This window comes from Sphingomonas ginsenosidivorax, assembly GCF_007995065.1.
Taxonomy (GTDB): domain Bacteria; phylum Pseudomonadota; class Alphaproteobacteria; order Sphingomonadales; family Sphingomonadaceae; genus Sphingomonas; species Sphingomonas ginsenosidivorax.
Genome location: NZ_VOQR01000001.1, coordinates 2,914,029 through 2,936,423 on the forward strand (window position 1 = coordinate 2,914,029; position 22,395 = coordinate 2,936,423).

At 68.5% G+C, this 22,395-nt stretch carries 24 protein-coding genes; 12 read left to right on the plus strand and 12 right to left on the minus strand.

Translation table 11 applies throughout. From position 1 onward, the window contains the following. Positions 1–115: 115 nt before the first annotated feature. Positions 116–1,417: a hemolysin family protein gene (locus FSB78_RS13260; protein ID WP_147083089.1), complete on the minus strand. Its 1,302-nt coding sequence runs from the start codon at positions 1,415–1,417 to the stop codon at positions 116–118. Between the two features lie 129 nt (positions 1,418–1,546). Between FSB78_RS13260 and FSB78_RS13265 the strand changes: the two genes are divergently transcribed. Beyond that, a complete protein-coding gene (locus FSB78_RS13265; RefSeq protein WP_147083090.1) occupies positions 1,547–2,215 on the plus strand; it encodes a YiaD family glycine zipper/OmpA-like lipoprotein in 669 nt (222 codons plus the stop codon). Positions 2,216–2,366: 151 nt separating this feature from the next. On the opposite strand, the gene FSB78_RS13270 is transcribed toward FSB78_RS13265, so the two are convergent. Continuing rightward, positions 2,367–2,795 (minus strand): nucleoside deaminase, encoded by a 429-nt coding sequence (locus FSB78_RS13270; protein ID WP_147084194.1) that lies wholly within the window; start codon positions 2,793–2,795, stop codon positions 2,367–2,369. A gap of 208 nt (positions 2,796–3,003) precedes the next feature. Continuing rightward, a complete protein-coding gene (locus tag FSB78_RS13275) occupies positions 3,004–3,234 on the minus strand; it encodes a hypothetical protein (RefSeq protein WP_147083091.1) in 231 nt (76 codons plus the stop codon). Between the two features lie 191 nt (positions 3,235–3,425). Here FSB78_RS13275 and rpmB point away from each other — a divergent pair, with 191 nt between their 5' ends. After that, positions 3,426–3,716: a 50S ribosomal protein L28 gene (gene rpmB, locus FSB78_RS13280; RefSeq protein ID WP_147083092.1), complete on the plus strand. Its 291-nt coding sequence runs from the start codon at positions 3,426–3,428 to the stop codon at positions 3,714–3,716. A gap of 68 nt (positions 3,717–3,784) precedes the next feature. Here rpmB and FSB78_RS13285 read toward each other — a convergent pair whose 3' ends face one another. Then, positions 3,785–4,801, minus strand: a complete 1,017-nt coding sequence (locus FSB78_RS13285) for an esterase-like activity of phytase family protein (protein WP_147083093.1) — start codon at positions 4,799–4,801, stop codon at positions 3,785–3,787. A 145-nt stretch (positions 4,802–4,946) separates the two neighbouring features. Here FSB78_RS13285 and FSB78_RS13290 point away from each other — a divergent pair, with 145 nt between their 5' ends. Further along, positions 4,947–5,324, plus strand: coding sequence for a glycine zipper 2TM domain-containing protein (locus FSB78_RS13290; protein ID WP_147083094.1), 378 nt, complete (start codon positions 4,947–4,949; stop codon positions 5,322–5,324). 241 nt (positions 5,325–5,565) lie between these two features. After that, positions 5,566–6,570: an acyltransferase family protein gene (locus FSB78_RS13295; RefSeq protein ID WP_147083095.1), complete on the plus strand. Its 1,005-nt coding sequence runs from the start codon at positions 5,566–5,568 to the stop codon at positions 6,568–6,570. A gap of 60 nt (positions 6,571–6,630) precedes the next feature. On the opposite strand, the gene phbB is transcribed toward FSB78_RS13295, so the two are convergent. The 4 genes from phbB to FSB78_RS13315 form a co-directional block, all read right to left on the minus strand. Then, positions 6,631–7,353, minus strand: a complete 723-nt coding sequence (gene phbB / locus FSB78_RS13300) for an acetoacetyl-CoA reductase (RefSeq protein ID WP_147083096.1) — start codon at positions 7,351–7,353, stop codon at positions 6,631–6,633. 29 nt (positions 7,354–7,382) lie between these two features. Further along, entirely contained in the window at positions 7,383–8,390 is a 1,008-nt protein-coding gene (gene hemH, locus FSB78_RS13305; RefSeq protein ID WP_147083097.1) for a ferrochelatase, read from the minus strand. After that, positions 8,387–10,570, minus strand: coding sequence for a xanthine dehydrogenase family protein molybdopterin-binding subunit (locus FSB78_RS13310; protein WP_147083098.1), 2,184 nt, complete (start codon positions 10,568–10,570; stop codon positions 8,387–8,389). Before FSB78_RS13310 ends, hemH begins: the two co-directional genes overlap by 4 nt. A gap of 176 nt (positions 10,571–10,746) precedes the next feature. Further along, positions 10,747–12,450, minus strand: coding sequence for a class I adenylate-forming enzyme family protein (locus tag FSB78_RS13315; RefSeq protein ID WP_199743181.1), 1,704 nt, complete (start codon positions 12,448–12,450; stop codon positions 10,747–10,749). A 66-nt stretch (positions 12,451–12,516) separates the two neighbouring features. Between FSB78_RS13315 and lgt the strand changes: the two genes are divergently transcribed. From lgt to FSB78_RS13345, 6 genes are all read left to right on the plus strand, one after another. Continuing rightward, a complete protein-coding gene (gene lgt / locus FSB78_RS13320; RefSeq protein ID WP_338419977.1) occupies positions 12,517–13,410 on the plus strand; it encodes a prolipoprotein diacylglyceryl transferase in 894 nt (297 codons plus the stop codon). A gap of 70 nt (positions 13,411–13,480) precedes the next feature. Continuing rightward, the gene (locus tag FSB78_RS13325; protein ID WP_242008272.1) at positions 13,481–14,605 is read left to right on the plus strand and encodes a class I SAM-dependent methyltransferase; all 1,125 of its coding nucleotides are present in this window, start codon (positions 13,481–13,483) and stop codon (positions 14,603–14,605) included. Further along, on the plus strand, positions 14,602–15,117 hold the full coding sequence (locus tag FSB78_RS13330; protein WP_147083100.1) for a GNAT family N-acetyltransferase: 516 nt from the start codon (positions 14,602–14,604) through the stop codon (positions 15,115–15,117). The genes FSB78_RS13325 and FSB78_RS13330 overlap by 4 nt, the downstream gene beginning before the upstream one ends. After that, on the plus strand, positions 15,114–15,893 hold the full coding sequence (gene pgeF, locus FSB78_RS13335) for a peptidoglycan editing factor PgeF (RefSeq protein WP_242008273.1): 780 nt from the start codon (positions 15,114–15,116) through the stop codon (positions 15,891–15,893). Before FSB78_RS13330 ends, pgeF begins: the two co-directional genes overlap by 4 nt. Positions 15,894–16,064: 171 nt before the next feature. Further along, complete coding sequence (locus FSB78_RS13340) at positions 16,065–17,387, plus strand: cystathionine gamma-synthase family protein (RefSeq protein ID WP_147083101.1); 1,323 nt, start codon at positions 16,065–16,067, stop codon at positions 17,385–17,387. 112 nt (positions 17,388–17,499) lie between these two features. Beyond that, positions 17,500–18,018: a phosphoribosyltransferase gene (locus FSB78_RS13345; RefSeq protein WP_147083102.1), complete on the plus strand. Its 519-nt coding sequence runs from the start codon at positions 17,500–17,502 to the stop codon at positions 18,016–18,018. Here FSB78_RS13345 and FSB78_RS13350 read toward each other — a convergent pair. Further along, positions 18,015–18,710 (minus strand): PAS domain-containing protein, encoded by a 696-nt coding sequence (locus FSB78_RS13350; RefSeq protein ID WP_158638010.1) that lies wholly within the window; start codon positions 18,708–18,710, stop codon positions 18,015–18,017. The genes FSB78_RS13345 and FSB78_RS13350 overlap by 4 nt on opposite strands. A 246-nt stretch (positions 18,711–18,956) precedes the next feature. Between FSB78_RS13350 and FSB78_RS19665 the strand changes: the two genes are divergently transcribed. Further along, complete coding sequence (locus FSB78_RS19665) at positions 18,957–19,085, plus strand: hypothetical protein (protein ID WP_277872718.1); 129 nt, start codon at positions 18,957–18,959, stop codon at positions 19,083–19,085. A gap of 51 nt (positions 19,086–19,136) precedes the next feature. Here FSB78_RS19665 and murA read toward each other — a convergent pair whose 3' ends face one another. Beyond that, positions 19,137–20,420, minus strand: coding sequence for a UDP-N-acetylglucosamine 1-carboxyvinyltransferase (gene murA, locus FSB78_RS13355; protein WP_147083104.1), 1,284 nt, complete (start codon positions 20,418–20,420; stop codon positions 19,137–19,139). A gap of 123 nt (positions 20,421–20,543) precedes the next feature. On the opposite strand from murA, the gene FSB78_RS13360 reads away from it, so the two are divergent. Further along, positions 20,544–21,278, plus strand: coding sequence for a Crp/Fnr family transcriptional regulator (locus FSB78_RS13360; RefSeq protein WP_242008274.1), 735 nt, complete (start codon positions 20,544–20,546; stop codon positions 21,276–21,278). Positions 21,279–21,280: 2 nt separating this feature from the next. Here the strand turns inward: FSB78_RS13360 and clpS are convergent, their stop codons facing one another. After that, the gene (gene clpS / locus FSB78_RS13365) at positions 21,281–21,622 is read right to left on the minus strand and encodes an ATP-dependent Clp protease adapter ClpS (RefSeq protein ID WP_147084202.1); all 342 of its coding nucleotides are present in this window, start codon (positions 21,620–21,622) and stop codon (positions 21,281–21,283) included. Between the two features lie 126 nt (positions 21,623–21,748). Next, positions 21,749–22,180, minus strand: a complete 432-nt coding sequence (locus tag FSB78_RS13370) for a phasin family protein (RefSeq protein ID WP_242008276.1) — start codon at positions 22,178–22,180, stop codon at positions 21,749–21,751. Positions 22,181–22,395 lie beyond the last annotated feature (215 nt).

Consider the following 22,395-nt stretch of genomic DNA (forward strand, 5'->3'; position numbering starts at 1 on the left):
GCGCGAAGCGTAAGCCGCGAGAGACCCCAGCCTGCGCTGGGGTGACGGACCATGGTGGACGCGACAGGCCTAACCACATCCGCCATCCCGGGACAGGCCCGGGACGACGTACGCCTCAGACCGCACTCACCAGCATCTTGTCGATCCGTCGCCCGTCGAGATCGACCACCTCGAACCGCCAGCCCTGCTCGACGAAGCTCTCGCCCTCGCCCGGCAGATGGCGGAACACCGCCAGCGCCAGCCCGGCCACCGTCGCGTAATCGCGATCCTCGGGCAGGTCGATGCCCAGCCGGTCGGCCAGCGCATCCGCCGCCATCGTCCCCGCGACCAGCAGCGAACCGTCGTCGCGCACCACCACCGACGGTGCATCGAGCGGGTCGGCGTCCGACTTGAACTCGCCCGCGATCGCCGCGAGCAGGTCGGCGGGGGTCACGATGCCCTCGAAATGCCCGTACTCGTCGTGGATCAGCGCCATCGGCACCTCGGCCTCGCGCAGCGCCATCAGCGCGTCCATCGCGTCGATCTGGTCGATCACCACCGGCGCCTTGCGCATCAGCTGGCGCAGGTCGAGCGGTTCGCCGCGGAACAGAGCGGCGGCGATGTCGCGCGCCTGCACCACGCCGGCGACCTTGTCGATCGACCCGTCGCCTACCGGCAGGCGGGTATGCGCGCTCGCCAGCAACGTGTCGCGAATGACGTCCGCGCTCGCGTTGCAGTCGAGCCAGTCGACGTCGGTCCTGGGCGTCATCACCTCGCGCACCGGACGATCCGCCAGCCGCACCACGCCCGAGATGATCGAGCGCTCATGCTCCTCGATCACGCCCGACTTGCTCGCCTCCGCGACGATCATGTGCAGCTCTTCGGCCGTCACATGCTCCTCCGATTCGCGATCGAGCCGCAGCAGCTTGAAGATCAGCGCGCTGGTCGCGTTGAGCACCCAGCCGAGCGGCGCGGTCGCGACCGCGATCCAGCGCATCACCGGCGCCATGAACGCCGCGATCGGTTCGGGCGATCGCAGCGCGAACTGCTTGGGTACCAGCTCGCCGATGATCAGCGACGCATAGGTCGTAAGCCCGATCACGATCGCGAACCCGATCGTCTCCGCACTCTCGTGCGCCAGCCCCAGCATCTCGAGCCGCGCGGCGGTCGGCGTGCCCAGGCTCGCACCCGAATAGGCGCCGGCCAGGATGCCGATCAGCGTGATGCCGATCTGTACCGTCGACAGGAACTTGCCCGGATCGGACGCCAGCAGCAGCGCCGCGCGCGCACCGCGCTTGCCCGCGCGCGCCATCGCCTCCAGCCGCGCTTTCCGCGCGGAGACGATCGCGAGCTCGCTCATCGCGAACACGCCGTTCAACGCGACCAGCGCGAGGATGATCAGGACGTCGATCCAGGGGAAGGGGGGAAGCGGTGCCATCGGCTCGGCCCCTCTTTGGCGTACAACGCCGCACTTCACAACCGCCGGGACAGCGCGCATTCAATCCGCAGGCGGAACAATCGTCCACAAAGCGAAGTTTTCCATGCCACGATCAAGAGGGATGCCCAGATGAAGACGATTCTCGCCACCGCCGCATTGTCAGCACTCGTACTGACCAGCGGGTGCGTCACCGATCCCGAGACCGGGCGGCAGACGATTTCGAAGACCGCGCTCGGCGGTATCGGTGGCGCGCTGGGCGGGTATCTGCTCGGCGACATCGTCGGCGGGCGCAACGACCGCACCGAAAAGCTGCTCGGCGCCGGCATCGGCGGTCTCGCCGGCGCGGGCGTCGGCGCGTACATGGACAAGCAGGAGCGCGACCTGCGCGCGCGCACCGCGGGCACCGACGTGCAGGTGATCCGCCAGGGCGACGACCTGGTGCTCAACATCCCGTCGGGAATCACCTTCGCCTATGACAGCTCGACCGTGCAGCCGCAGTTCCAGCGCACGCTCGACCAGGTCGCCAGCACGCTCGGCCAGTACAACCAGACCTATATCGACGTGTACGGCCATACCGACGCGACCGGCAGCGACCAGTATAACCAGGCGCTGTCGGAGCGCCGCGCGACCGCGGTCGCCGACTATCTGGCCGGCCACGGCGTCCAGAGCGCGCGCATCGGCACCCGCGGCTACGGCAAGACGCAGCCGATCGCCTCGAACGACACCGACGCCGGCCGCGCCGCCAACCGCCGCGTCGAGGTGAAGATCGTCCCGATCACGCAGAACGACCTGCGGTAATTGCGTGAAGGGGCAGGTCTGCTTGCTCCCCTCCCCCAACAATCCGTCATCCCAGCGAAGGCTGGGATCTCCCTGGGATGGGTGCGGCGCGCACCACAGGAGATGCCAGCCTACGCTGGCATGACGGAAGGGGGCGCAGTGCGAGTGCCCCTTACCGCCGCCCCGCGAAAAACGCCCGCAGCAACCCGGCCGCCTCACCCTCGGCAATCCCCGCATAAACCTCGGGGCGATGGTGGCACGTCGGCTGCCCGAAGAACCGCGGCCCATGCTCGACCGCCCCGCCCTTTGCATCGGGCGCGGCATAATAGAGCCGAGCGATCCGCGCATGCGCGATCGCCCCCGCGCACATCGCGCACGGCTCCAGCGTCACCCACAGGTCGCAGTCTTCCAGCCGGTCGCGCCCCAACCGCGCCGCGGCGGCGCGAATCGCGAGCATCTCGGCATGCGCGGTCGGATCGCTCAGCGCCCGCGGCGCATTCGCCGCGACCGCGATCACTTCCCCCTTCAACACGACGACGGCGCCGACCGGCACTTCGCCGGCCAGCGCCGCGTTGCGGGCCGCATCGAGCGCGCGCCGCATGGGGTCGGGGACCGGGAACATCCCGCTGCCCTGCCCCGCATCACGACATCCGTAAAGGGACAGCCTCGGACCACGACCACCGTCACCCCCGCCCCCCCGTCATCCTGACGAACGTCAGGATCCAGGGCCACAATCGCCGCGCGCTGTTACCCTGGATCCCGGGTCAAGCCCGCGAGGACGGAGTGGCAGGGAAACGGCGCGCGTAAACTCAGTTCGGCGCCTGCGCGTTGGCCTGTGCGTTCGCCGGCTTCTCGACCGAGATCGTCGGCACCGCGACCGTCTTGTTCTCGGTACCCAGAGTCACCTTGGCGACGTCCGCCTGGAACTTCGGCGCCTGCACGACGGCGGACTGCGTCTGGTCGATGTTGATGATCCCGAAATACATCAGTCCGGCGACAACCAGCACCGCGATCGCGAGCAGACTCAGAATCGTACGCATAAATTTCCCCTTTACCGGTTCGATAGCGTAACAACGTCGACACCGCCGCGCGAGTTGCACCACGAGTTGCATGGCGCCCCTTCAACCGGATGACCTCGAACGCCCAAACCCGTGAATCGGTTGACGCGCTCCCCCTCGCGGGGTATCGGCGCGCCTTTCCGGGGGTCATCCCGAAACTTATAGGTAGACAGATGTCGCGCATTTGCGAACTGACCGGCAAGGGCCGGATGGTCGGGAACAACGTGTCCCACGCCAACAACAAGACCAAGCGTACGTTCCTGCCCAACCTGCAGAACGTGACGCTGATCTCCGATTCGCTCGAAAAGGGCGTTCGCCTGCGCGTCTCGACGCACGGCCTGCGTTCGGTCGAGCATAATGGCGGCCTGGACAACTGGCTGGTCAAGACCTCGGACGACAAGCTCTCGCTGCGCGTGCGCCGCTTGAAGCGCGAAATCGTCAAGAAGCTCGCCGTCGCCGCCTAACGCGGTCTGCGGTTGCTGAACGGCCGGCTCGTCCCGCACCCATGCGGGGCGAGCCGTCGTCGTTTGGGTCAGCCGTTCAGGCGGAACTTCAACAGCAACGTGCGCTCGAGCGGCGCGGCCTGGTTGTCGTCGGACACCAGCCACAACATCGTCGCGCCCGCATCGCGCCCGGTGCCCCGGGTCGCTGCGACCCCCTCGAAATTGTCGTGGATCAGCGGCGGGGCCAGCGTCGCGATCGCGCGTCCGGTTACGGTCGCGCCCTCGCGAACCTCGCGCGGGTCGATCAGCACCAGGATGCTGGTGAACACGAACGGCAGGCTGAACGCGCGGTTGAGCACCAGCAACCGCCCGTCGGGCAGCTCGGTGGCATCCGAGGGATCATAGCCGTTGGGCGGCATGTAGGTGAAGCGCACCGCGGGTCGGCTGTCCTTCAGCGGATCGCCCGCGAAGATCAGCGCCTGCCGCCCTCGCCGCCGCGGCACCGCGACGCGCGGCCCGCGGGTCGTCTCAGAAATCGTCAGGAACCGGCCGTCGTGCAGCCGCGCCAGCGATTCGGCGCCACCATTGACGTCCCATTTCGCCATCGCGGTGGGCGCGACATGCCCCTCGACCCGCGCGAAGCCGGACGCATAGCGCCAGATCGCGTTGGCGCCCTCGAACCCTGCCCAGATCGTGCCGGTGCGCGGGTCGATCGCCATCGATTCGCTGTCGCGGTCGGCCTTCTGCCACCCCTCGCCCGGCCCGCCCGGCAGGTTGCGGAAGCCGATATCGGCCGGGCGCCAGTCCGCCCCCATGCGAAAGCTCACCGCATTGCCGCCGTCGCTCAGCAGGATGAACCGGTCGCCCGCCACCGCCAGCGACGAATAGCCGCCGAACGCCGGGTCGCGACTGGTCAGGTGGACCCCGCCGAGAAACGTCAGCGCCCCCACTGTGGTCCGCGCCGAGTCGCCCTCGTCCAGCGCGACAGGTGCGACGGACAGATTCGCGGCCCGGCCGAGCAGCGGCAGGCGCACCTCACCGGTCCAGCCCGGCGCGATCGCCAGCACGGTTCCGGCGACGAGCAACAGGGTGAGCGGGCGGCGCATCCCGGCCTCTTAGAGACCCGGCGTGCATGAACAATGGATAACGAGCGCATTCAGGGTTCGCTCAATGCGAATCGCCCAGAAGGACGTCATCGAAGATCGAAGGGCCGCCGACGCGGTTCCGGACATCCCCAACGGGAGACGCGCAATGTTCAAGACTTTTACCCTCGCCGCGAGCGCCCTCGCGATGTCCGCCACCGCCCTGGTTCCGGTCGCTGCCGATGCGCAGCGCTATCGCGGCGGTTACGAGCGCGGCTACGATCGTGGTGGCTACGATCGCGGCGGCTACGACCGTGGGTATCGCGATTATCGCGGTGGCGACCGCGGCTATTACAACCGTCGTCGCGGCGGCGGCTGCGACAACAGCGGCGGCACGATCGTCGGTGCGCTCGCCGGCGGCCTGCTGGGTCACACCGTCGCTGGCCGCGGCGACCGGACGCTCGGCGCGGTCCTCGGCGCAGCGGGTGGCGCCCTCGCTGGCCGCGCGATCGATAAGTCGGACAACCCCAGGTACTGCCGCCGCTAAGGCGGGAAGGCCCGCCTTGGCGGCGGCACGGCCGGCGGGTCGGCCCTAGGCCGACCCGTCCGACGAAAGACGGCGGCTTTGCCGTCGTCCCGCCCCGCACCCCAGTTTCCCCAGTTCCCTCGCGTAGCGTATCGAGGGCGGAGGCCGGTTTCCGAGAAGGAGACCGGCCTCTTGTTCGTCCCGGTCCGCTCGGACCAACCGCATTAACGCTCCCTTCGCGCCTTCCCGGTACACGCGTGCCATGAGGATCCCCGCACTCGACGGCCTGCGCGCGGTCGCCATCCTGTCGGTGATGTCCTTCCACGCCAATCTCTGGTTCGCGGGGGGCGGGTCGCTCGGCGTCGACATCTTCTTCGTGCTGTCGGGCTGGCTGATCACGGGCCTGCTGGCCGACGAGACCGAGCGCACCGGCACGGTCGATCGCCCCGCCTTCCTCGCACGGCGGCTGCGGCGGCTGTTGCCCGCGCTGTCCTGCCTGCTGCTGGCCTACCTGCTGGTCGCGCCCTGGCTCTACCCGCAGTCCGCGGACCGTCGCTGGTTCGATGCGGCGACGGCGTTCCTGTATCTCACCAATCTGCGCGAGACGGTCTGGCCCGCGGATACGCCCTTGTCCCACACCTGGTCGCTGGCGGTCGAAGCGCAATTCTACCTGGCCTGGCCGTTCGTCGTGCCCGCGCTGCTGCGACTCGGCCGGCACCGCGCCGCGCGGCTATTGTGCGTGGCGTGGGTCTGCCTCACCGCGCTGCGATTCGCATGGCCTGCGATGGTCGGCGGCGCTGGCACCTATTATTTCACCCCGCTGCACGCAACCGGCCTGCTGCTGGGCAGCGCGCTGGCGCTCCAGCCGATTTCGGCCCGCCGCGGGCCCGTCGCACTGGCCCTGCTGGTCGCGATCATGGTCGGCGTGAGAACGTTCGACTGGTGGCTGTACGTCCTGCCGCTCGCCGAGGTCGCGACCGTGCTGGTCGTCGCCGATCCGCCGCGTCTGCTCGCCTGGCCCCCGCTGCAGGTCGTCGGGCGGGTCTCGTACGGGATGTACCTGTGGCATGTCCCGCTGCTGTGGATCATGCCGACGCGGACTCCGCCGCAGGCTGCAGCGTTCTTCGTCGCGACGCTTGTCGCGGGATGGATGTCCGCAGCGCTGGTCGAGCGTTGGTTTACGCGGGGCGGCGGCTTAACTGTGCACCCCGGTCGTCCGGGCCGGACGCCGGCAAAGCCGTCGTCTCTCGTCGGACGGGTCGGGTAGGCCCGACCCGCCGGCCGTGCCGGGCGCTGCGCGACTGCCGTTGGCAGCGCGCATCGCCCGTCAGTACATATGCTGCCCGCCGTTGATGCTCAGCGTCGATCCGGTCACGAACCCGCCCTCTTCGGCGCACAGGAACGCGACCCCGCGCGCGATCTCGCTCGCCTGGCCCAGCCGCCCCGCGGGGATCCGCGCGACGATCTTCTCCAGCACGTCGGCGGGCACGGCGGCGACCATGTCGGTATCGATATACCCCGGTGCGATCGCATTGACCGTCACGCCGGCACGCGCGCCTTCCTGCGCCAGCGCCTTGGTGAAGCCGTGAATGCCCGATTTCGCCGCGGCGTAGTTGACCTGGCCGTACTGCCCGGCCTGCCCGTTGATCGACCCGATATTGACGATCCGCCCCCATTTGCGCGCACGCATGCCCGGGAACACCGCCTTGGCCATATTGAAGCAGCCACCCAGATTGGTGTCGATGACCGCCTTCCAGTCCTCGTAGCTCATGTTGAGGATCGTGCCGTCGCGCGTGATGCCCGCATTGTTCACGACGATGTCGATATCGCCCAGTTCGGCCGCGACCCGCGCACACCCGGTCTGGCACGCTTCATAGTCGCCGACGTCCCAGCGATAGGCGGGGATCCCCGTGCGTTCGGTGAACTCGCGTGCCCGCTCGTCGTTGCCCGCATAGTTGGCGGCGACCGAGATGCCCATGTCCTTCAGGGCCAGGCTGATCGCCTCACCGATCCCGCGCGTACCGCCGGTGACGATTGCGACGCGTGCCATATCTCTCTCCTAGTCTATTTTGCGTAAAGCTAACCGCGCTTTAGCCATCCTTCAAGCTCACGCACGAGAAGCGTGCGCAGCATAGCGATGCCGACCGCGCTGTCGTTGAGGCATGGCAGATAGGCGAAGTGCGTCCCGCCCGCCTCCTCGAAACTCTCGCGTCCGCGGATCGACAGTTCCTCCAGCGTCTCCAGGCAATCCGCCGAGAAGCCGGGTGCGAAGATCACCAACTTCTTCTTACCCGCCTGCGCGAGCGCGACCAGCGTGTCGTCGGTCGGCGGCTCGAGCCATTTCGCCGGCCCGAACCGCGACTGGAACGCGACGGTCAGCTCGCGGTTCATCGCTTCGCTCAGCATCCGCGCGGTCTTCTGGCAGTGGCAATGATAGGGATCGCCCAGTTCCAGCGTCCGCTTCGGCATGCCGTGGAAGCTCGCGACGATCGCGTCGGGCTCGAAATCGAGCCCGGCCAGCCCCGCCTCGAGCGACTGCTTCAGCGCGTCGATATAGGCGGGATCGTCATGATAGGGCGGCAGCGTGCGAATCGCGGGCTGCCAGCGCATGCCGGCCAGATGCGCGAACGCCTTGTCGTTGGCGGTCGCGGTCGTCGCCGAGCAATATTGCGGATACAGCGGTGCGAGCAGGATGCGCTCGCACCCGGCATCCTTCATCGCCTGCAACCGCACCGCGATCCCCGGATTGCCGTAGCGCATCGCCCAGTCGACCAGCACGTCGGGCCCGAACGAATCCTTCAGCGCCGCCGCTTGCAACCGCGTGATCGCGGCGAGCGGCGATCCGTCCTCGCGCCACACCAGGCCATAGGCATGCGCAGACTTCTTGGGCCGCGTATTGAGGATGATCCCGCGCAGGATCGGCTGCCACGCGATCGGCGGCAGTTCGACGACGCGCCGGTCCGACAGGAATTCGCCGAGATAGCGCTTCACCGACTTCACGTCGGGGCCATCGGGGGTGCCGAGGTTCATCAGCAGCACGCCGATCTTCGGGCGCGGAATCGGCGGGTGGTCGGCGGGGGGCGTCATGCCATCGTATTTAGGGGCAAATCGCGGATGCGATAGCCCGTTGCGGATTGCAGTGCGTTCGCGATCGCCGGCGCGACCGCGGGAACGCCGAGTTCGCCGACTCCGCCCGGCGCCTCGTCGCTGCGGATCAGCTCGACCGTGATGTCGGGCGTGTCGGCCAGCCGCGGGATCCGCATCGTGTCGAACCCGCGGACATCGGCCAGCCCGCGCGTGAACCCGGTCGCCGCGCCGAGTGCGTTCGCCATCCCGAAGATCAAACCGCCCTCGATCTGCTGGCGGACCAGGTCGGGGTTGATCTGCGCGCCGCAATCGACCGCCGCGACCAGCCGGTCGACCACCGGCCGCCGGTCGTCGCCCATGTGTGCCTCGGCCAGCACCGCGATATAGCTGCCGCGAAACGCGTGGCACGCGATCCCCTGCCCGCTGCCCGGCACCCCGCCGTCCCAGCCGCCGAGCGACGCCGCGGTCGACAGGCAGCGCGCGAGCCGCGGGTTGCCGCCGAGCATGCCGATCCGGAACGACATCGGCTCCGAATGGCCGAGCTTGGCCAGTTCGTCGAGGAAGCACTCGGTGAAGAACGCGCTCGATACGTGTGCACCACCGCGGACATGCCCGGTCGCGACGCCAATATCGGCGGCGTGATGGTCGATCGCAACGGCAGGCATGCGATAGGCGGGCATCGCGCCCGCGACCGCATGACGATCGCCGCGCGCAACGCGGACCGCGGCCTCGGTCGCCAGCCCGGGCATCAGCCGCCGCGCCAGCTCGGCACCCGTCGACGGCGCCGCGATCTTCGCGCTCCACCCGAGGATCGCGCCGTTCGGCGCCAGCCGCGCCGCCATCCGTGCCCGTGCCGCGGGGCGATAGCGATCGTGCAGGCTGTCCTCGCCGCGCGACCAGACCAGCGCGACCGGGCGCTTCAGTGTCATCGCGAGCACCGCCGCCTGTTCGGCGACGTGATGCTCCAGCGCGGCCCCGAAGGATCCGCCGACCAGCATCGGGTGTACCGTCACCGCGCTGTCCGACAGCCCCGCCGCCCGCGCGGCGGCGGCGCGCGCGAGCCCGGGCGCCTGCGTCGCCAGCCAGAGTTCGAGCCGGCCGTCGCGGAACGCCGCCGTCGCGCTCGGCGTCTCGAGTCCGGCGTGCAGCCCCAGCCCCACGCGGTATTCCGCGGTCACCAGGCGGGCGCCCTCGAACACGCCGTCGACATCGCCGACCTTCGCCATCCGCGTGCCGGGCTGGCCGAGCGCGGTCGTCAATGCCGTGTCGATCGACGCGCTGTCGACCGCGCGGCCGCCTTCGAACCGCGGCGCGAGCGCATCGAGCGCCTGCTGCGCGGCCCACCAGGTCGTCGCGACCGCCGCGACCCAGCGCGGGTTCTCGACCACCGACAGCACGCCGCGGATGCGGTCCGCCGCCGCGCGGTCGACCCGGGTCAGCCGGCTGCCTGCCGGTCCCTGCCGGATCGCAGCGTGCACCATGTCGGCCAGCCGGACGTCGCCCGCAAAATTCGCCGACCCGTCGACCTTGGACGGCGCGTCGATCCGCGGGACGGACGTGCCGACCAGCTTGCCCGCGCCATGCATGCCCAGCGGCAGCGGATCGGGGATCGTGCCCCCCGCCGCCACCTCGGCGAGTTCGGCGAAGCGCAGCCGCTTGGCGCCGTGCACGACGAACCCCGCCTCGACCCGGGTCTGCGTCCAGTCGACGTCCCAGCGCTCCGCCGCCGCCCTGCACAACAGCGCCCGCGCCGCCGCCCCCGCCTCGCGGCACGCGGTCTCGAACATCCGGATCGAACTGGACCCACCGGTCAAAATCGGCGCGTCCGCCGGCAACGCGGAGAACAGCCCCTCGAACAGGTCGTTCACGCCCAGCGGATTGGCATAGAGCGGATTGAGCGGCGCCGGCTCGACCCCGACCGTCCGCCAGTCCGCCCCCAGCTCGTCCGCGACGATCTGCGCCAGCGCGGTATAGACGCCCTGGCCATGCTCGGCCTGCGGCACCGCGACCGTGACATGCCCGTCGGTCCCGATCTTCAGCCACGCCCCGAACAGCGCCTCCCCGGGATTCGCCACGAGGTTGGGCGCATAGCTGCGCGGCCACAGGCCCCACGCGACGAGCAACCCGACGCCCGCACCGCCCCCGACGAGAAGCCTGCGCCTGTTGATCCCGTTCGCCATGGCAGGGCTCTATCCTTGGCGGCGAAGCGTGGAAAGTAGAGACACCAGCCTCCCCTGCCTCCCCGGCGAAGGCCGGGGCCCAATTGGAGAGGTGGCTTTAACGGAGCGCCGCCGGCCATCACGGAGGTCCCCCAATTGGACCCCGGCCTTCGCCGGGGAGGGGCCATCTCAGACGATCACGCGGCGTTCGCCGCCGCCAGCGCGCGGTACGTCGCGCGCAGCGACACCTTGTCGATCTTCTCCGTCCCCAACCGCGGCAGCGCGGCATCGGAGATCCAGATCCGCTGCGGCACCTTGAACGCCGCGATATGCTCGGCAAGGAACACGCGCAGCTCGTCCTGCCCCGCCTGCTCGCCCTCGCGCAGGTGGACGACCGCGCCCGGCACCTCGCCGAACTTCTCGTCGGCCAGCCCGAACACCGCCGCCTCGGCGACGCCGGGATGCTCGTACAGCGCCGCCTCGACCTCCTGGCAGCTGATATTCTCGCCGCCGCGGATGATGATGTCCTTCTTGCGGTCGACGATGAACAGATAGCCCTCCTCGTCGAGATAGCCGACGTCGCCGGTCAGGAAATAGCCGTCGGCGGTGAACGCCGCCGCGGTCGCCTCGGGCCGGTTCCAATATTCGCGGAAGTTGACGACCGACCGGATCCCAACCTCGCCGCGCTCGCCCTGCGGCACCGGACGCCCGGCATCGTCGAGGATCGCGAGGTCGCTCAAGGGTGCCGACGGTCGCCCCGCCGAATTGGGCTTGGCGATATAGTTGCTGCGCCAGTTGCCCGTGCCGACCGCATTGGTCTCGGTCAGGCCATAGCCGATCAGCGGCGAGCTCCCGCCCATCTCCGCATCGAGCCGCCGGACGTGATCGACCGGGCGCGGTGCGCCGCCACAGCCGAAATCGGTGACCGTCGACAGGTCGTAGTTCGCGCGGTCGGGATGCGTCAGGATCTCGAAGCTCATCAGCGGCACGCCGACGAAATAGGTGATTCCCTCCGCCTCGATCAGCCGCATCGCCTCGCGCGCATCCCATTTTGGCATCATCACGACCTTCCGCCCCATCGCGATGCTCTGCAGGAACACGGTGACCTCCGCGGTCACGTGGAACAGCGGGATCGTCAGCAGCGTCGAGGGCTGTCCCGTCGGCGGGTTCCCCTGCGCGGTCGCGATCCCGACCATCATCAGCGTCTGCGCCAGATAGTTGAACACGCCCTGCGTGATCGCGCGGTGATCCGACAGCGCGCCCTTCGACAACCCGGTCGAACCGCTCGTGAACAGGATCGTCGCGGCATGGTCGGGGCCGAGGATCGGCAGTTCGGCGGCATCGTCGTCGGCGTCGAACAGCGGCGCCAGCGCCACCGCGATCGGCTCCATGTCGCAGATCTCGATCACCTCCGCGCTCAGGCCAGCGATCGCGGCGATGCGCTTCACCCGCGGCGGATCGGCGAAGACCATCCGGCAATCGACCTCCGCGATCGCCGCCTCCAGCTCCTCGGTCTGCCACCAGCCGTTGAGCAGGGTCGCGATGCCGCCAGCCATCACGATCCCCATGTAGAGGATGATCCAGGACGGCGAATTGCGCATCGCGATGCCGATCCGCTCGCCCTTCGTCACGCCGTGCGCCGATACCAGCGCGCGCGCCACCCGCGTCGCGGCGGCATGGACCTCGCCGAACGTCAGCCGCTCCTGGCCTGCCACCAGGAAGACGAGATCGCGGTGCTCGTTCGCGTAATGCGCGAAATAATAGGGAAGTGCCGGCGGCGCGGTGCCGATCGTCGGCAGCGTGATCCCGTATCGTTCGACCCGGCCCAGCGCGAGCGGTCCGTCGGCCGCCGTGAGCGCAGCCATGGTCGATTCCATCGCCTGGTCCAGTTCGGTCCGCATATCTCTCTCCGCTTGGTCTTCTTGTTGCCCGCCTTTATGCAGGCGCGAACCCTTGGGGAAAAGCCTTTGATACCGACCATCCTCGCTGCGGCCGTCGCCACCGCCGACACGCATGTCCACTTCGCGGATCTGCCGCTCCGGCCCGAGGTGTTCACGCTCGGCTTCTTCACGCTGCGCTGGTATTCGATCGCCTATATCGCGGGCATCCTGATCGGCTGGTGGTATCTGCTGAAGCTGCTGGCCCAGCCGGGCGCGCCGATGGCCCGGCGCCATGCCGACGACCTCGTCTTCTACGCGACGCTCGGCATCATCCTCGGCGGGCGGCTCGGCTATGTCGTGTTCTACGCGCCCGAGATGTTCCTGCACCCCTTGCGGATCCTGCGGTTGTGGGACGGTGGCATGTCGTTCCACGGCGGCGTCATCGGCACCTCGCTCGGGCTGATCCTGTTCGCGCGCAAGCACCAGCTCAACTGGCTGCGCGTGCATGACTATATCGCGTGCTGCGTACCCTTCGGGCTGTTCTTCGGGCGCCTCGCCAATTTCGTGAACGGCGAGCTCTGGGGCAAGCCGACCGACGTCGCCTGGGGCATCGTGTTCGAACGCACCGTCGCCTTCGGCCTGACCGAACCCGCCCGCCATCCGAGCCAGCTCTACGAGGCCGGGCTCGAAGGCATCGCGCTGTTCGCACTCCTGTGGTTCGCCTTCTGGAAGACCAAGGCGCGCTACGACCCGGGCAAGCTCGTCGGTCTGTTCGTGCTCGGCTACGGCCTTGCGCGCTTCACGGTCGAATTCTTCCGCGAACCCGATTCGCAGCTGCGCGAATTCGCCGAGAAGACCGGGCTGCACATGGGCCAGTGGCTCTGCGTCCCGATGATCCTCGGCGGCCTGTACCTGATCCTCACCGCCGCACGCCGCCGCGTCCGCGTCGAACCGATCGCCGGCTCGCAGAGCGTCGCCTAAACTCCCCTCCCGCTTGCGGGAGGGCTGCCCAAAACTCCCCTCCCGCTTGCGGGAGGGGTCGGGGGAGGGCATGTCCTCGCGCATCATGCCCGAAACAAGCCCTCCCCTAGCCCCTCCCGCAAGCGGGAGGGGAACAGACCCTACCCCCCTCGACACCGCCCTCCCCGAACGCCTCGCCCGCGCGATCGCGCTCGCGGGCCCCGTCTCGATCGCGCAGTACATGGCCGCCGCCAACGCGCACTATTACGCCACTCGCGACCCGCTCGGCGCCGCCGGCGACTTCACCACCGCGCCCGAGATCAGCCAGATGTTCGGCGAACTGATCGGCCTGTGGTGCGCCGACCTGTGGGACCGAGCCGGTCGTCCCGACATCGCCTGGGTCGAGCTCGGCCCCGGCCGCGGCACGCTCGCCGCCGACGCGCTTCGCGCGATGGCGAAGGCCGGCCTCGTCCCCGAGGTCCATTTCGTCGAGACCAGCCCGACGCTGAGTACCGCGCAGGAACGCGCGGTCCCCGCCGCGACCTTCCACGACACGATCGCCACGCTCCCCGCCGATCGCCCGCTGATCGTCGTCGCCAACGAATTCTTCGACGCGCTGCCGATCCGCCAGCTCGTGAAGCGTGAGGCCTGGCACGAACGCCTCGTCGCCGCGCAGGACACGCTGTTCCTCCCGATCGCGGGCAAGGCGCTCCCCGACTCGGTCATCCCCGAACCCTTGCGCGACGCGCCCGCCGGATCGATCCTCGAATCCGCCCCCGCTGCGGTCGCCGTCATCCGCGCCCTCGCCGACCGCCTCGTCGCGCAGGGCGGCGGGTTCCTCGCCATCGACTATGGCTATGAAGGCCCCGCCCTCGGCGACACACTGCAGGCGGTCCGCAGCCACGCCTTCGCCAACCCGTTCGAGGCGCCCGGCGAGCACGACCTCACCGCGCATGTCGACTTCACCACGCTCGCCGCCGCCGCGCAGGCGCAGGGTGCGGTCGCCTGGGGCCCGGTCACGCAGCGCGACCTGCTCGGCGGGCTCGGCATCGATACGCGCACCTCGGCGCTCGCACGCGCCACGCCCGATCGCGGCGAGCAGCTGATGGCCGATCGCCGCCGGCTGATGGAAGACATGGGCACGCTGTTCAAGGCGCTCGCGCTCACCGCGCCCACCTGGCCCATGCCGGCCGCATTCACGGGAGCAGGCGCATGACCGCCTATCGCGATGCGACGTCCGCCGACGGCCCCGCGCTCGACGCGATGGCGCGCGCAATCTGGATCGCGACTTTTGCCCACACCGCCCCCGCCGCCGACATCGCCGCCTATGTCGCCACCGCCTATGGTCCCGACGGCGCGCTGCTCCGCGACCTTGCCGACCCCGCGATCCATTTCCGTCTCGCGGTCGAGGACGGGCGGATCGTCGGCTATGCCAAGCTCACCCAGCCCTGGGTCGTCGAGGCCGCCACCCAGCCGGGCGCGCTCCAGCTCAGCCAGCTCTACGTCGTCGCCGACCGCCACGGCCAAGGCGTCGCGCAAGGGTTGATGGACTGGACGATCGCCACCGCCCGCGCCCGCGGTGCGCCGGCGCTGTTCCTGACGGTCTTCGAACACAATCCGCGCGCGCGCCGTTTCTACGAACGCTATGGCTTCGTCCATGTCGGCGACTATGCGTTCCACACCGGCACGCAGATCGACCGCGACGAAGTGATGAGGTTGATGCTGTGACTCCCGAAACCCCATCGATTCCCGTCGAGGTCATCCGTGCCAGGGCGCTGGACGGCGTCGCGCACGGCTTTCTCGGCCGCCGCGGCGGCCTGTCGACGGGCATGTTCGCCGGGCTGAACGTCGGGATCGGCTCGGACGACGACGTCGCCACGGTCACGCGCAACCGGCTGCTCGCCGCCGAGGCGGTGTTGCCGGGCGCGGCGCTGCAGACCGTCTACCAGATCCATTCGGCCGAGGCGGTCACCATCCTCGCCCCCCTCGAAGACGGCGTCCGCCCCCGCGCCGACGCGCTCGTCACCAATTTGCCGGGGCTCCTGCTCGGCATCCTCACCGCGGACTGCGCGCCGGTACTGTTCGCGGACGTCTCGGCCGGCATCGTCGGCGCCGCGCATGCCGGGTGGAAGGGCGCGCTCGGCGGCGTCACCGACGCGACGATCCTCGCGATGGAAGCGATCGGTGCCGACCGTTCGCGCATCGTCGCCGCGGTCGGCCCGTGCATCGCGCGCGCCAGCTACGAGGTCGATGCCGGCTTCCTGCGCCGCTTCTGCGAGGACGATCCCGAGAACGAGCGGTTCTTTGCCGACGGCCGCGACGGTCGCCACCAGTTCGACCTCGAATCCTACGTCGTCGCGCGTCTGGCAGGCGCCGGCATCGGCCGGATCGAGGCGCTGGGACTCGACACCTATCCGCAAGAGGGCCGCTTCTTCAGCTACCGCCGCGCGACTCATCGCGGGGAAGCGGCCTATGGTCGCCAGATCAGCCTGATCGGGCTGTAACAGAACTCATCTTCGTCACCCCGGACTTGTTCCGGGGTCCACCGTGCCGCAAACCAACGGCTCTGGGTGATGCGAACCGGTGGATGCCGGAACGAGTCCGGCATGACGGAGCGAGGTTTGCGACCTTAATGCCCGCTTCGTCGTTCATACACCAAGATCAAGGAGTATCCCATGACCGAACCCACCGAGACCGAAGCCGACCTGACCGGCGTCGCCGCGCGTGTCGCCCCCAAGCCGCCGGTCGGCGAGATCAACGGCCGCAAGCTCAAGCCGTCGACGCTGATGATGGGCCATGGCTACGACCCGGCATTGTCCGAAGGCTCGCTGAAGCCCCCGATCTTCCTCACCTCGACCTTCGTCTTCCCCAACGCGGCCGCGGGCAAGCGCCACTTCGAGGGCGTCACCGGCAAGCGCCCCGGCGGCGCCGAGGGCCTCGTCTACTCGCGCTTCAACGGCCCCAACCAGGAGATCCTCGAGGATCGCCTCGGTATCTGGGAAGAAGCCGAGGATGCGCTCGCCTTCTCGTCGGGCATGTCGGCGATCGCCACCCTTTTCCTCGCGATGGTCAAGCCCGGCGACACCATCGTCCATTCGGGCCCGCTCTACGCGGCGACCGAGACTCTGATCGGCCGCGTGCTCGGCAAGTTCGGGGTCAAGTGGCTCGACTTCCCCGCCGGCGCCACGCGCGAGGAAATCGACGCGGTGATGACCGAGGCCGCGACCGGCAACGTCGCACTGATCTATCTCGAAAGCCCGGCAAACCCGACGAACGCGCTGGTCGACATTCAGGCCGTCGCCGCCAGCCGCGACGCGATCTTCGGTGAGAACAAGCCGCCGATCGCGATCGACAACACCTTCCTGGGTCCCGTCTGGCTGCAGCCGCTCAAGCACGGCGCCGACATCGTCGTCTATTCGCTGACCAAGTACGCCGGCGGCCACAGCGATCTCGTCGCCGGCGGCCTGCTGGGGTCGAAGGCGCACATCGACACGATCCGCTCGATGCGCAACACCATCGGCACGATCACCGATCCGAACACCGCCTGGATGCTGCTGCGCAGTCTCGAGACGCTCGAACTACGCATGAACCGCGCGGGCGAGAACGCGGTGAAGGTCTGCGGCTTCCTGCGCGGCCATCCCAAGGTCGAGCGCGTCGGCTATCTCGGCTTCCTTGCCGACGAGCCGGGGATGGAACGCCAGGCCGACATCTACAAGCGCCACTGCATCGGTGCGGGCTCGACCTTCTCGCTGTTCCTGAAGGGCGGCGAGACGGAGAGCTTCGCATTCCTCGACGCGCTCAAGATCGCCAAGCTCGCGGTCAGCCTGGGCGGCACCGAGACACTGGCGAGCCACCCGGCGTCGATGACCCACCTCTCGGTCCCCGATGCGCGGAAACAGGCGCTCGGCATCACCGACAGCCTGGTGCGCATCTCGATCGGCGTCGAGGATCCCGACGATCTCATCGCCGACTTCACCCAGGCGCTCGACGCGATCTGATCGGTCGCGACCCCCGCGTCCGTCGCCCCAGCCTTCGCCGGGATGACGGATGCGGGGGACATGACGGACGCAGCTATCTCCCACCCCCCTCCACGACGGTAGTTTCGCCCCCATGCCGATCTTCACCCCGATCCCCCAGGACGAGTTCGTCGCCGCGGTCCACACGCTCGCGGCGAAACTCGCCGCGGACACCGACTGGAAGCCCGACTTCATCATCGGCATCGGCCGCGGCGGCCTCGTCCCCGCGGTGTTCCTCAGCCACGCGACCGGTCTGTCGACGCTCTCGGTCGACTTCTCCAGCCAGGTGAAGGATTTCGCCGATGCGCCGCTGGTCAAGCTGGCCGCGCGTACGCAGGCCGGCGAGCGCCTGCTGTTCGTCGATGACATCAACGATTCGGGCCGGACGATCACGCACCTGCGCCGTGCACTGGCGGACGCCGGCGCGGTCGACGGCGCGGTCCGCTTCGCGATGCTGATCGACAATATCAGCTCCGCCGAACGCATCGACTATACCGCCCGCCAGATCGACCGGCATGTCACCAAGGACTGGTTCGTCTTCCCCTGGGAAGCCGTCGCGCCCGCCGCCGCCATCGAACTCGACGCGACGGCCGTCCCCGACCGGATCGCCTAGTCGTTCATCACGGTTTCGCGGTGCCGCTGCCGGAGCGTGCTCAGATAGGTTTCGAGCTTGCGGTGCGTGCCCGCGGTCAGGCGGAACGCCTTGGGCGCCTCGGCCTTGGGGTTGCGATACTCGATCTCGAGCACCCCGTGCTGGACCAGCGCGTTGATCCAGCGTCCGGTCGTCGAGGGCGTGTGATCGATCATCGCCGCCAGCGTGGCGACATCGACCGCGCGCCCCTCGGCCTCCGCGACATAGGCGGCGAGCACCGCGTCCCAGCCCGGTTCGGAGAACAGCGTCCGGTCGCATACCGCCTCGCGGTCGCGGCGTTCAGCGATCAGGAACTGCGCAACGTCAAGCAGGACCGCCGGGGTGTCGTTCTCCTCCGGCGCCGCGACTTCCTCGATCGTCCCCACCACGGTCCGCGCACGCCCGTCGCTGGTCGTGATCGATACCGTGTTGCGCACCCACACCAGCGATCCGTCATGGCGGATCAGCCGCTTGACCAGCGTGAACGGCCGCTGAGTCTGGCGGAGCGTCAGGATCGCGCGGACGCATTCCTGCCGGTCCGCAGGCGCGGTCAGGTCAGCCACGCTTTGCCCGCGCAGGTCGTCGGGGTCTGACCGCATGATGTCGCAGAACGCCGCATCGACATCGATCAGCTCGTTGTCGGCACCGATGAGAACATGTCCCGTCTGCGGCATTAACACGGCGTCCTTGCCCGAGTGTTCGCTACGCGTACTTCGATACGGTCTGGAACGTATCGACGTCGTGTATGTTTCCACCAGCTTGACCGAAATCAATATCGATGAATAGTGGCGAACGACGGCGCGATCCGCTTTGCACCGCAGTCTATTCAGGTTAGATGGAACAACTCTCGGGGAACACAGGTCATGTCCATCGCCGCACGACGCGCAAGGCTTAGCGCGATATATGATCAGCTGGTCCCCATGCTGACGGTACTCGACGACTGCGAGGAACATCACGTCGCGGCGATTCTCTCCACCGCGGTCGACACGCTGGCGACCAGCATCTCGCACTGTCAGCCGCCGGCAACCTCTTCGGACATCGTCGCCTGAGCCACGCCTGACTCAGGCGACGCCGTCATCCGTCGGCATTACCGGTAACCGTCACCCGTCGCTGGCGCGCTCGATATCCGCGCCGACGGCGCTCAGTTTCTCCTCGAGCCGCTCATAGCCGCGGTCGAGATGATAGACCCGGCCGACCGAGGTCTCGCCGTCGGCCGCCAGCCCCGCCAGGATCAGGCTCATCGACGCGCGCAGATCGGTCGCCATCACCGGCGCGCCGACCAGCTTGTCGACGCCGCGCACCACTGCGGTCCGCCCGCGCACTTGGATGTCCGCGCCCATCCGGGCCAGCTCGGGCACGTGCATGTAGCGGTTCTCGAAGATCGTCTCGGTCAGCACGCTGGCGCCGTCCGCCTTGCACAGCATCGCCATGAACTGCGCCTGCATGTCGGTCGCGAAGCCCGGATAGGGCGCGGTCGACAGCGTCAGCGGCTTCAGCGTGTCGCCGGCCTCGACGCGCACCCCGTCCTTGATCGGCGTCAGCGTGACACCTGCCTCGACCAGCGCGTCGAACGTCGCTCCCATGCTCTCCGACGAAATGCCGATCAGGTCGAGCGACCCGCCGGTGATCGCCGCCGCACAGGCATAGCTGCCCGCCTCGATCCGGTCGGGCATCACCGCATAGGTCGCGCCGTGCAGCCGGTCTCGGCCCTCGATCGTCAGCGTCTCGGTACCGATCCCGTCGATCGACGCACCCATCGCCACCAGGCAGTTGCACAGGTCGACGATCTCGGGCTCGCGCGCGGCGTTCTCGATCACGCTGGTGCCGCGTGCGAGCACGGCGGCCATCACGACGTTCTCGGTCGCGCCGACCGAGACGATCGGAAAGCGATAGCGCCCGCCCGACAGCCGCCCGCCCGGCGCGATCGCCTTGACGTAACCCGCCGCCATCTCGAGCTCGGCACCGATCGCTTCCAGCGCGCGCAGGTGCAGGTCGATCGGGCGGTTGCCGATCGCGCAGCCGCCGGGCAACGACACCGTCGCCTCGCCCCCGCGCCCGAGCAAGGGACCCAGCACCAGGATCGACGCGCGCATTTTCCGGACGATGTCGTACGGCGCTTCGGTCGAGGTGAGCTTGCCCGCGCGGATCGTCATCACGCGGCCGAAGTCCTGCGGGTTCGTGCCCTCGATGCTGGTCGACGCGCCGAGCTGATTGAGCAGATGGCCGAAGCCATCGACATCGGCCAGCCGCGGCAGGTTGCGCAGCGTCAGCGGCTCGTCGGTCAGCAGCGCGCAGGGCATCAGCGTCAGCGCCGCGTTCTTCGCGCCGGAGATAGGCAGGCGCCCGGACAGGCGGTTGCCGCCACGAATGAGAATACGATCCATCGCCGGTATCTACCCGCGCCTGTAATTCGCGCAAGGCCGTCGCTGCATCGCGCGCCTGATCGATTTCAATGTACTAGTCTCGGGTGTTTGATCTACTAGGCCGCGCCAAGGGGAGCCGACATCGTGCCGCACAGCTGCTTTGCCGATCGTCTCGGTGATCTGATCGACCTGACGGCAAGCGAGCGGGCAGCGGTGGCACGACTCGAAGACCGCTCGCGCGAGCTGCGCCGCGACACCATCCTGATCCGCGAGGACGATCCGCACGGGGAACTCTTCGTCCTCCAGCGCGGCATGGCGATGACCTATGTGCTGCTCGACGACGGCAGCCGCCAGATCCTGCGCTTCCTGTTCCCGGGCGACCTGATCGCCGTGTCGGCGCTGGTCTATCGCAATTCGCCCGAGACCATCGTCACGTTGACCGACTGCACCGTCAGTCCGTTCGACCGCTCGCTCCTCGTCGACGTCGTCACCGACCACCCGCGGCTGGCAGCGTTGCTGATGGTCGTGACCCAGATGGCCAAGGTCGCGCTGACCGACCGGCTGGCGGCGCTCGGCCGCACCTCGGCAAAGGCGCGGATCGGCGCGTTGCTGCTCGACATCCGCAACCGGCTGCGCCGCGCGGACAAGAGCATCGGCGAGACGTTCGCCCTGGTGCTGACGCAGGAAGAAATCGGCGACGCGACCGGCCTGACCTCGGTGCACGTCAACCGGATGCTGCGGCAGCTGGAAGAGGAAGGACTGCTGCAGCGCGACGGGGGTCGAATGACGTTGCTCAACGAGCCCATGCTGACGCGCATCGCCAACTATGTCGATCGCTGGAGCGGCCTGGACCTCAGCTGGCTACCGCCCGCCCGGTAGGGTCAGGCCTTTTCCAGCGTGCACTGCAGCGGATGCTGGTTCTGCCGCGCGAAGTCCATGACCTGGCCGACCTTGGTTTCCGCGACTTCGTAGCTGAACGTCCCGCACACCCCGACGCCCTTCTGGTGGACGTGGAGCATCACGCGAGTCGCGGCCTCCATGTCCATGCGGAAGAAGCGCTGCAGGCACAGCACGACGAACTCCATCGGCGTGTAGTCGTCGTTCAGCATCAGGACGCGATACGGCGTCGGCTGCTTGGTCCGCGTCCGGGTCTTGGTCGCGACACCGGCACCGGTACCACGATCGTTGCCCTCGTCGTTACCGGAGTCGCGGCGTTCGGCCATCTTTGGGGGTGTCGTCAGCATTGATGACAAAATATGGCATGGCGGGGGGCAAGGGCAAGGGGGCCGATACGCAAAAGGGCGACCGTCTTTCGACAGCCGCCCTTTCGCCGCCCAGAAGGGCCGGTCTTACGCGGCCGTCTTGACCTTGTCGGTCGCGATGGCGACGCGGTTCGAGATCGGCTGTGCGATCTCGCCGGCCAGCTTCAGCATCTTCTCGGTCGAGCGCGAGCTCTGCGCGATCATCGTGTCGAATGCCGCGCGGGCATAGTCGCTCTGCAGCTTGAAGAACTCGGTCGGCGAGGTCGCCGATGCCAGCGTCCTGAACGCGGCAGCCGAGCTCTCGAACGAGGTCTTGGCATAGTCGGCAACGTCCTGGCCGACCGTCTCGAACGCCTTGGCGGCGATCTTCGACGACTCGACGATCGCCTCGACATTGCCCTTACCGAATGCGTTCATTTCCTCGAACATCTGCGTGCTCTTCTCGACCGCGCCCTTGGAGCGATCGGTGAAGCCCGAGAAAAAGGCCTGGGTCTTTTCGGCGGCGGTATTGATGTCCATGATGACGTCCTTTTCTGGAGAAGGAGCCGTCCGAACCTGGGCGGCTAAGGTTGGGGTCGCGGCGACCGGGTCGCTCGCGGGTACCGGCTCGACGGCCGGTTCGATTGCCGGTGCAGCCGGCTGGATCGCGTCGGGCTCGATAGGCTGGGGCTTCATGGGCTCGAGCTTCGGCACTGCCGCAGCACGCGTTCTTGTCCTCGCCATCCATACCTCCT